The 9282-nt window shown below is 41.6% G+C and carries 8 protein-coding genes and 1 pseudogene; 5 read left to right on the top strand and 4 right to left on the bottom strand.

Annotated features, from left to right (window positions below; genetic code table 11):
• Positions 1-14: 14 nt before the first annotated feature.
• From AC1DDX_RS18005 to AC1DDX_RS18025, 5 genes are all read left to right on the top strand, one after another.
• A complete protein-coding gene (locus AC1DDX_RS18005) occupies positions 15-179 on the top strand; it encodes a helix-turn-helix domain-containing protein (RefSeq protein ID WP_477622358.1) in 165 nt (54 codons plus the stop codon).
• A gap of 194 nt (positions 180-373) precedes the next feature.
• The gene (locus tag AC1DDX_RS18010) at positions 374-940 is read left to right on the top strand and encodes an RNA polymerase sigma factor (protein WP_172660164.1); all 567 of its coding nucleotides are present in this window, start codon (positions 374-376) and stop codon (positions 938-940) included.
• Positions 930-1445 (top strand): glycoside hydrolase family 97 N-terminal domain-containing protein, encoded by a 516-nt coding sequence (locus tag AC1DDX_RS18015; protein WP_477622356.1) that lies wholly within the window; start codon positions 930-932, stop codon positions 1443-1445. The genes AC1DDX_RS18010 and AC1DDX_RS18015 overlap by 11 nt, the downstream gene beginning before the upstream one ends.
• A complete protein-coding gene (locus tag AC1DDX_RS18020; RefSeq protein ID WP_477622357.1) occupies positions 1379-2746 on the top strand; it encodes a glycoside hydrolase family 97 protein in 1368 nt (455 codons plus the stop codon). The genes AC1DDX_RS18015 and AC1DDX_RS18020 overlap by 67 nt, the downstream gene beginning before the upstream one ends.
• Positions 2743-4380 carry a thioredoxin domain-containing protein gene (locus AC1DDX_RS18025; protein ID WP_288879209.1) on the top strand — a complete coding sequence of 546 codons (1638 nt, stop codon included), beginning with the start codon at positions 2743-2745 and terminating at the stop codon, positions 4378-4380. Before AC1DDX_RS18020 ends, AC1DDX_RS18025 begins: the two co-directional genes overlap by 4 nt.
• A gap of 174 nt (positions 4381-4554) precedes the next feature.
• Here AC1DDX_RS18025 and AC1DDX_RS18030 read toward each other — a convergent pair whose 3' ends face one another.
• The 4 genes and pseudogenes from AC1DDX_RS18030 to AC1DDX_RS18045 form a co-directional block, all read right to left on the bottom strand.
• The gene (locus AC1DDX_RS18030; RefSeq protein WP_288879210.1) at positions 4555-5853 is read right to left on the bottom strand and encodes an alginate lyase family protein; all 1299 of its coding nucleotides are present in this window, start codon (positions 5851-5853) and stop codon (positions 4555-4557) included.
• Positions 5854-5950: 97 nt separating this feature from the next.
• Entirely contained in the window at positions 5951-6988 is a 1038-nt protein-coding gene (locus AC1DDX_RS18035; RefSeq protein ID WP_172660167.1) for an IPT/TIG domain-containing protein, read from the bottom strand.
• Positions 6989-7027: 39 nt separating this feature from the next.
• Complete coding sequence (locus AC1DDX_RS18040; protein WP_172660168.1) at positions 7028-8803, bottom strand: RagB/SusD family nutrient uptake outer membrane protein; 1776 nt, start codon at positions 8801-8803, stop codon at positions 7028-7030.
• Between the two features lie 21 nt (positions 8804-8824).
• A pseudogene (locus AC1DDX_RS18045) lies at positions 8825-9282 on the bottom strand (SusC/RagA family TonB-linked outer membrane protein); the annotation flags it as partial.

The raw sequence follows: 9282 nt of genomic DNA on the forward strand, positions 1-9282 counted from the left end.
CTGCAGCAAGGATCATGATCAATACAGATTGTAATGTAAACGAGGCGGCTTTTCAAACCGGGTTTAATGATGCTAAATATTTCAGCAAACAATTTTTTAAATTGTTTCATTCCAACCCATCTGAGTTCATAAAGAAACACCGCAAGTCTTTTAATAAGCGCTATAAATTCAAAGATTAGCAAAAAATAGCCCTCTTTTAGGTTAAAAAACGCCATTTGGCGAAAATACACTCCTTAATTACGAGTTTGTACCCTTCCTTTTTTTTATTCCAAACCATATTCGTAACTGCAATTTACGGCAAACCAGAGCTGAAAATCTTTCTGCTCAGGCTTGTTGCAAACCAAACATTGCAGTAACCAAATATGTAATTCTTATGAGCAAAGTCGACAATTTGATGGTGTTATGGGATCAGACCAGGAATGGTGAGCAAGGATCTTTTGCCTTACTTCACAAAGCACTTTATCCGGGTTTATTCAGATATGCATTTACCACGATTCAGGATGCTGATCTGGTCGATGACCTTCTGCAGGAACTCTTTATTAAGTTCTGGGAAAACAGAGTGAGGATAGGTGAAATCACTAATGTCCGAGCTTACTTTTACCGTTCCACCCGCTGTACCTTATTGGACCACATCCGGAAATCCCAATTGAAAGCATCAAAGCTTGAGGCAATGCCTTTTGCAGAATTTGAATATTCAAATGAAGATGCCATTATTTCCAGGGAGCAGGATGTGGAGTTAAAAGAGGTAATGATGGGGGCCATTAATAATTTACCACTGAAACAACGCGAGGTCATTCATATGCGTTTTTACCAGGACCTTAATTATAACCAGATATCAGAAATCACGGGGATAAAGTATCAATCTGTAGTTAATCAGGTTTACCGTGCAGTTCAGATTTTACGTGAAACCTGTCTACTTTCCAATATTTATGCAGCTTAGAAAATTAAAACCACTCTTAACCTTTGTTGTTGCTCTGGCTGGTTTCTTTAGTTCTGTTAGGGCACAGCAACTGGTTTCAGGATCTCTTCAGCAATTGTATTCTCCGGATAAAAATATCTTAATAACATTCTATCAGAAACAATTAACCGACCGTACCCGTGCGATGTATTACACGGTAAATTTTAAAGGAAAACCCGTTATACTGGAATCTTTATTGGATTTACAGTTAGACAATCATTTAAGTGAGCAGGCGATGGCGTTAAAGGTTGACCGGCGCGAAAAATGGTTTGAAAACCTGAAGATAACCGGAATTGTTCGCAATTCTAAAGATACAGCATGGACGCCCATAACCGGTGAGAGTAGCCAGATCAGAGATCATTATCAGGCCATCACGATACAAGCAGTAAAAGAAGACTGTCTGAGAATACCGAATTTTCATTGCCCGAGGGAACTAATGCCTGGCATGCTTCATGGGCTCAGGCACCTTACCGGTTATTGCCTTTAAAGAACTGGCCGGATGAGGGAGAAAGACCTTTAACTTTGGAACTGCCTGATGGGTTATATGCCTGTCTTGCTGAGGCGCAGATGGTTGATTATGCACGTACAAAATTCAAACTGAGCACTGTAAAATCCAATACCATTCAAACTTCCATGTATACTCCTGCAGATCTGATCTCGCCATTTGGTACTCCATGGAGAGTCGTAATGGTAGCAGAAAAACCCGGAGATCTCATACAAAACAATCACTTGCTGCTTAACCTTAATACTCCATCAAAGATAAAGGATGAAAGCTGGATTAAGCCGGGCAAGATCATCAGGGTAATGACCCAGACCACTGCAGATGCAAAGGCGAATATTGATTTTGCGGTAAAACATAACCTTCAGTATATCCTGTTCGACTGGAAATGGTACGGGCCATCATTTACTTTTAAATCTGATGCTACTAAGGTGGCCATTCCGGATTTTGACCTTCCTGATATTATCAATTATGGGAAAGAAAGAGGCGTTGGTGTTTGGCTGTATGTAAACCTTCAGGGTTTGTATAGTCAATCTGATAGTTTGTTTAAGGTTTATGAGAAATGGGGGGTGAAAGGGGTGAAATTTGGGTTTGTACAAGTGGGGTCTCATCGCTGGACAACATGGGTGCAAAAAGCCATTCAGCAGGCTGCAGATGCGCATATCATGGTGAACATTCATGATGACTGGCGGCCAACAGGGGAACAGCGTACATGGCCTAATCTCTTGACTTCAGAAGGCATCAGAGGAAATGAGGAAATGCCCGATGCCACCAGCAATACCATTATGCCATTTACCCGATACATTGCCGGAGCAGCGGATTATACCATTTGTTATTACGACGAGCGAATCAAAACTACTCATGCCCATCAGCTGGCAATGGCGGCAGTTTATTATAGTCCCTTACAAACCTTATATTGGTACGATAAGCCAGCTCATTCCAAAGATGAACCGGAACTGGAGTTTTGGGATAAAATCCCGACTACCTGGGATGAAACCAAGGTCATACAAGGAAATCCTGGTGAATACATTACTATTGCCAGGAGAAAAGCAAAGGACTGGTTTATTGGAACGCTGACCAACAATGATGCACGTAAGCTTAAAATACCTTTAAATTTTTTACCAAAGGATAAAAAATACATTGCCAGTATTTATTCAGATGATCCTTCGGTTGCAACGGCTACTAAAGTAAGGGTAACCAGGAAACCGGTAGATCATAAAACCATAATTGATACAGATTTAATTCCATCTGGTGGGCAGGCCATCTGGATAAGAGAAATTACTAAATGATGAAAACCAAGTTTGACCTCCTGATTGTTCTTTTTTTTGTGATCCTATCAATTCCTGTCAAAGGAGCCGTCTGGCAATGGTCAGTGGCAGTGAAGACCATTCAAAACGATAAGCCTTGCAGGGCTTATTTATGGATTCCGCCCGATTGTAAAAGGGTTAAAGCTTTTATTTTTTCGCAGAACAACATGGAAGAGCATTCCATTCTGGAGGATCCTGAATTCAGAAAAGCTATGGGTAAGCTAGGTATCGCCCAGGTCTGGATTAGTCCGGCCTATGACCTTTTTTTTAATTTTAGTAAGGGGGCAGGAACTGTTTTCAATGATGTTATGAATGATCTGGCCGAGGTATCTGGTTATGATGAATTGCGGAATGCTCCATTTATCGGAATGGGGCATTCTGCTGCCGCCAGCGCTCCATATTACATGGCTGCGTGGAATCCTGAAAGAGCACTTGCTGCGATTTCAGTTAGCGGCCAATGGCCTTATTTTCGCCATCCCGTTTTTGCTCCGGATATCTGGGGAACTAGAAATATAGATTTTATACCCTGCCTGGAAACCATGGGAGAGTATGAGGCTGCTGAAAGTGTGGCTTTAGAAGGATTAAAGCAAAGAGCAACACATCCGCTGCTGCCTTTAAGTATGCTGGCAAGTCCGGCAGAGGGGCATTTTGCAAGTAGCCCTGAAAAGTGTAAATATATTGCGCTATACATAAAGAAAGTAATGCAGTACCGTTGGGTCGAAGGTACTGGCCAAACCAGACTTCGATCTGTAGATCCCACTAAAACAGGCTGGTTGGTTGATAAGTGGAGTAGGGATGAGCTTCCAAAGGCAGAAGCGGCGCCAGTGAGTCGGTACAAAGGAGATCCTGCGCAAGCCTTCTGGTATTTTGATGAGGAAATGGCAAAGGCCACTATGGATTATCAGGGTAGGTATCGCCATAAAAAAGTTCAGCTTATTGCCTATGTGCAAAATGGGAAAAAAGTTGAACAAAAGAATACACATCAGCAGATTAATCTGAAATTTGAACCCTTGCCAGATGGGATAACGTTTAAATTAGGTACAGCTTTTTACGATACTATACCGGGGGGAAGCCCCCGTCCGGCTATATGGGCAGGTGCTTCTGCTGGTGAGCGTATTGGGCACGCAAATAATGCGGAATCAATCGTGATCCGAAGAATTACAGGCCCGATGATCAGGTTTAATGACACTACTTTTCGAATTCAGCCTCAGTCGGGATTCTGGCAAAACCCACATAGTTATGAGCTGTGGTTTGCCGTTAGCCATCCAGGAGATGAACAGTATAGGCCAGCTGTGCAACAGGCCCAAATGCTTGTTCCTCCTATGAATACTGCCGGTAGGAAGCAGCACCTTACTTTTTTACCTATTCCGGATCAGTCTGCAAATAAAAACGGGATTGAACTTAAAGCCAGCTCAGATGCAAATGTGCCTGTTTATTTCTATGTGCAGGATGGCCCCGCAGAAATTGTAGGTAATCGCCTGAATTTTTTTAAAATTCCCCCACGTAGTCGTTTTCCTATAAAAGTTACTGTTGTGGCCTGGCAATATGGAAACAGCAATGAACCCAAATTGCAAACTGCAGCTCCTGTTATAAATACCTTTTGGATTACGCGTTAGCTGTTGTCTTAGAGCTGTTGTCTTAAACTGTCGTTTTAATGCTCGCCGTTTTAACGCTCGGTGATTTAACGTTGCCGTTTTAAAGTTGTCGTCATCTCCTTTGGTTAATCAAAGGAGATGACGGCGAGTGTTATAGCGTTGTGTGCCAAACACATCAATGTAAACAGAAACACCTCAAGGTAAAGAGTACATTAATGTTCCGAACCCTAACTGGTCAAAGCCCCCACTGTTTGGTCCGTAGTCACCTCCGCCTCCTTCTGGTAAAGTTGTTTGTACACCCAAAGCCGTATACCTCGCTTCAGACTCAGCAACTTTTTTAATCTTCGCATAATGAAAATAGGCGGCAGACCACATCGGACGAACCGTGCCCCGGCTATTGTCACTTACTACCTTGTGTACCTCTGATTGGGCGCAATTTGCTGCCCACAGACGGGTATATTCATGAAAAGGAACTCCCAGCCTCGCTACATTGTATTTGGCAGTGTATTCACAAGCTTTAAGGAAACGGTTATTATCAAGACCATAAAAATCGTCGCCCTGGTTCCATGCCATTTGGGAAATTGTACTCATTAACGCAATTACCAGTGTAGCATGACCCTGATCACGTCCACTTTCCTGCAATTGCGCCAAACCCGCATTTTCACCATCAAACACATAATTAATCGCTTTAAACCAGTTGCCATTGCCGTTTCCCCTTTGTAGATAGTTAATGGTATAATTATACATTGACCGGTTATCTGTTAATATACCAATGGCCATAATAGAAGCCAGGTTACACATATCCCAGTTTGCCCAATAATGGGAATCGCAAGTGCCGTTGTGTCTATTTAAGAAATCTTTGTTTATCGGATAAAAAACGTCTGTCATCCATTTTTGATACGCTTTAAAATCTGCTGCCTGCCAATTGCTATAATCCCTCATCAATTCCCCGGTCAATGCAAATTGATAGCCATAGATGCCGGCAGCCAATTGTGCATTTGAATCGCCGCTGATGCGCTTACAGGTACTTGCCCAGGCATTTAATATTTGAATGGATTTTTGCGCATATGTATTATCTCCGGAAATTTTCCATCTCAATGCCAGCTGATAGGCAGCTGCAACATCATTAAAGGCTCTTGAATAATTATCAGAATCTGGTTCTTCCGCACTTCCGCCACCCCGTACCAATTTTTCAGGAGGATTTGGCGTGTAAGATAACTGTGCATGTGAATTTGCCAGAAGTTTATCGTATCCTGAAAGCCATGGTTGTGCATTTTCGTTCAGCTTTGTTTTTATTCTTGCGAAATCTGCTGCGGTGTGTAATCCTCCAACATGTTTCATTGGAGCGCCTGGCGCCAGTGTATCAATAGATAAAGCAGTACCCTGAGGTGGATCTGTTGGGTCTGGTACTTGATTAGCAGCATCTTTCTTACTGCAGTTTAAAAGAAATATTGATCCTGCAAAAAGCAGAACCAGGTTAGTAAATAGTTTCATAATTGAGATTTAAAATTGATAGGGATTACCACGGGTATACTTTAAAAAATACTCCCGGGCTTGCATTTATCAAACCCGGGAGTATTAATTTTAGGTTTTAATTGTCTTTTACGCCATAGAACTCAAGCTCACTTACATTCAGGTTTCCGGTAGCAAAATACAGGTATAGATAACGGTAACTAGTTGTGCTGTTTATGGCTGCCTCATTCCAGTCATAAGCAGGGGCTGTTGTGATGGTGTATAAAAGGTCACCATTTGTCGTCCCTATTTTATCAGGATCATTTGTCCCATACACCCGGGCGCCATTCATTCTTGCGGCATTACCTGTTCTAGGGTAATAACGCATCCTGTTTAGTTTCGCTTTCCCGGCGGCTCCCAAATCAAAACCGAGATATCCCGATGCAACAGCACCATCGACAAAAGTTGCTATATTTCCATCAAACGCAGCTGCAATTGTTGTAGCAGGATTATTGCTCCATGAGCCGGGTGTTCCAATAATGGTTCCTGTTATTTTCTCCTCACCAACCAGGAAATAAATACCTTCAATTTCCTGTAGGCCTATATAAACCTTTATTGTGCCGGTAAGGCCTCCAACAGGTACTTTTACTTCTATCTTCGCATCTGTTGCAGAGATCACCTCGGCATTAACTCCACCAAAAGTAACCCTAATGTCACTTGCTATGGTTCCAAAGTTCTTACCCAATATGGTAACTAATGAACCCTCCAGACCGAACCCAGGCGAAATATTAATAATCTCTCCACCGGGTATAAAGGTGAAATTACCGGCCACTTCTTTGGTAAATTGCCAAACCTTTACAGAGATCTTTCCACTGGTGGCAGTTTTAGGAACAGTTACTACGATCTGCTTGTCGGTAACACTGATGATGTCCTCCTGAGTAGCCGCTACACCATTAAAATAAACAGTAACAGCTTTCTTAACATCTCCGAAATTAGTGCCGTTAATGGTGATTTGATATCCGGGCCGTCCTGCAGCCGGAGAAAAATCATTTACAGTTAGTTCAGGATAATTAAATTCTCTGAAGTTAGGATCTTTCTCACAGGAAGCGAACAAAATCGCGAAAAAGGAGAGGATACCGAACCAACTCAATATATTATAAACTTGTATTTTTTTCATAATTTCTAAAGATCTAATGATAATCCAATGTCTGTCCTACTAGTTATAACCAGGATTTTGAAGCAAATTCTTATTCAAAATAATTTGGTTTACAGGTATAGGATATAAATAATGTTTTGGTGCAAGAGAATGGTTTGCCGAACTGGAAACCACAACGCTTTTTAGCATCCCTTTTGGCGTTTGTACTGCCTCTTCTCCCCATACATACGAGGTAGGTTTATAAAGAGAAGTTGGCTGCCCCGAAGCATCTTTAAATGGTGTGGCATAACTTGCATCTCCTACAACTCTTCCCAATCGAGAAGCATTTAAAGAGACTTCCAGAATGCCCCAGCGTTTTAAGTCATCAAAACGCTTGCCCTCGCGGTATAACTCCACTGCTCTTTCTCTTCTGATTTCTTCTTTCATATCCAGACCGTTAGCCCCGGCCAATGCATTGGTCAAATGTGCTACTGCAGCACGATCTCTTAATTTATTTATAGAAGCATCCAGTTGTGCATCAGTGATGTTACCATTTAATTCAACTAATGCTTCTGCATAAGTCAGGTAAATTTCTGCCAGTCGAATAATTGGCCAATTGGCAGATTCAGTATTGTCAATCCTTCTTGAACCATATCCGTATACCGCATATTTGCTGTTTCCGTAGCCACTTGACCCTAAGCCTCCAAAGTCCAGTGTAACAGATGCGGGTGCGGTAGTGGAGGCGTACAAGTAGTTCAATAAACGTCTGTCTCTATTCTGAAATTCTGAAACTGCGGTATGATACCCTTGGAACAAAGGCGATTTAGCCGGTGGCAATCCATCTGTACACACCGCCATATCCACAAATTTGCGACTTGGATATAATTGTCCCGAGGTCCAGGTTATGTTTAGTCTTGCCTGTCTATAGGTATAATCATAAGTCCGATATAAAATGAATTCTTTATTAGAGGTCTTGTCGTACCCACCTGGATTAGACCCTGCATCCTCAAGATTGAACAAATACCATGAACTCGAATTTGCCATTTTTGAATCGGCATTTTTATTCCATAATTCATAACCCCCATTGGTCATAATGTCCTCGCATTGGGCTACAGCATCTGTAAGATACTTGTTTATATTACCAGGGTCGTATCCGGCTGTGCCGGCACCTTTGCTTGTGCCATCTCCATCAGGAGTCTGCCCTACATATTTTTCCCAGGTAGCTTCATACAACTGGACCTGGGCTTTCAAAGCCTTGGCTGCCCATTTGCTTGCCCTTCCTTTATCTGTGGCCGTTATGTTTTGCTCAATAGGTAATTTTGCAATAGCCTCATCTAAATCTGTTAAAATTTGTGCTACCACCTGATAACGACTATTGCGTTTTGCCTTTAATTCAGGCGAATTTATATCTAATACAGTTGTTACTATTGGTACACCACCATAAGTTTTAAGTAAACCAAAATAAGCATAAGCTCTAAAAAAATAAGCTTCGCCTACATACTGGCTAATTTCTGCTGCATTTGCATAGGTACTTGCTTTTGCAAGCAAAATATTGCAGTTACGGATACCGGAATAATTCCAATCATTATTGCCAACTACGATGGTGCCATAACCAATATCATAACCGTTTCCATTGGAATTTGCAGACAGATCTGAGCTATTGTCCATATTACCAAAACTCCATCCCTGTAGCTGGCCATAGAAATCGGCCGCAAATGCTTTAAAATCTGCGGACTTCTTAAAATATACTGCATCTGTATATTGTGCAGTAGGGTCCAGGTCTATAAAATCCTTCTGGCATGCAGAAATACTGAAGCCAAGTACCCCTATAGTTATATAATTGAATATCTTTTTCATTGCTTTAATCATTACTGGTTGTTAAAATCCAACATTTAAACCGAACGACCACGTTCTTGCAAACGGATAACCGCTATTTATAGAAGACTCGCCCATTTCCGGGTCAAAACCATCTTTAACAGATGTTGCTTCCCATAAGTCGTTTCCTGAGAAGTAAAATCTTACTTTGGATAGTTTTATCTTCTCCGTAATTCTTTGAGGTAAAGTATAACCTACGATCAACGTTTTTAAACGGATGTATCGGTTATTTTGCAACATAAAATCATTATTTTCATAATTCCATTTAGCCCTGGTTCCATTAACTGTTAAACGAGGAAATAATGCGTCCTGATTGCCCTCTGTCCATGTCTTTCCCAGAAATGCGGGATTCTGATTCGTAAATATTGCACCAAATGGATAAGCCATGTAACCGCTGCGCATGTTATTCTGTTTCAACTGACCTTGAATGAAAGCGTTTAAATCTAACCCTTTCCATGAAC

The organism is Pedobacter sp. 10L46_2, from assembly GCF_056395165.1.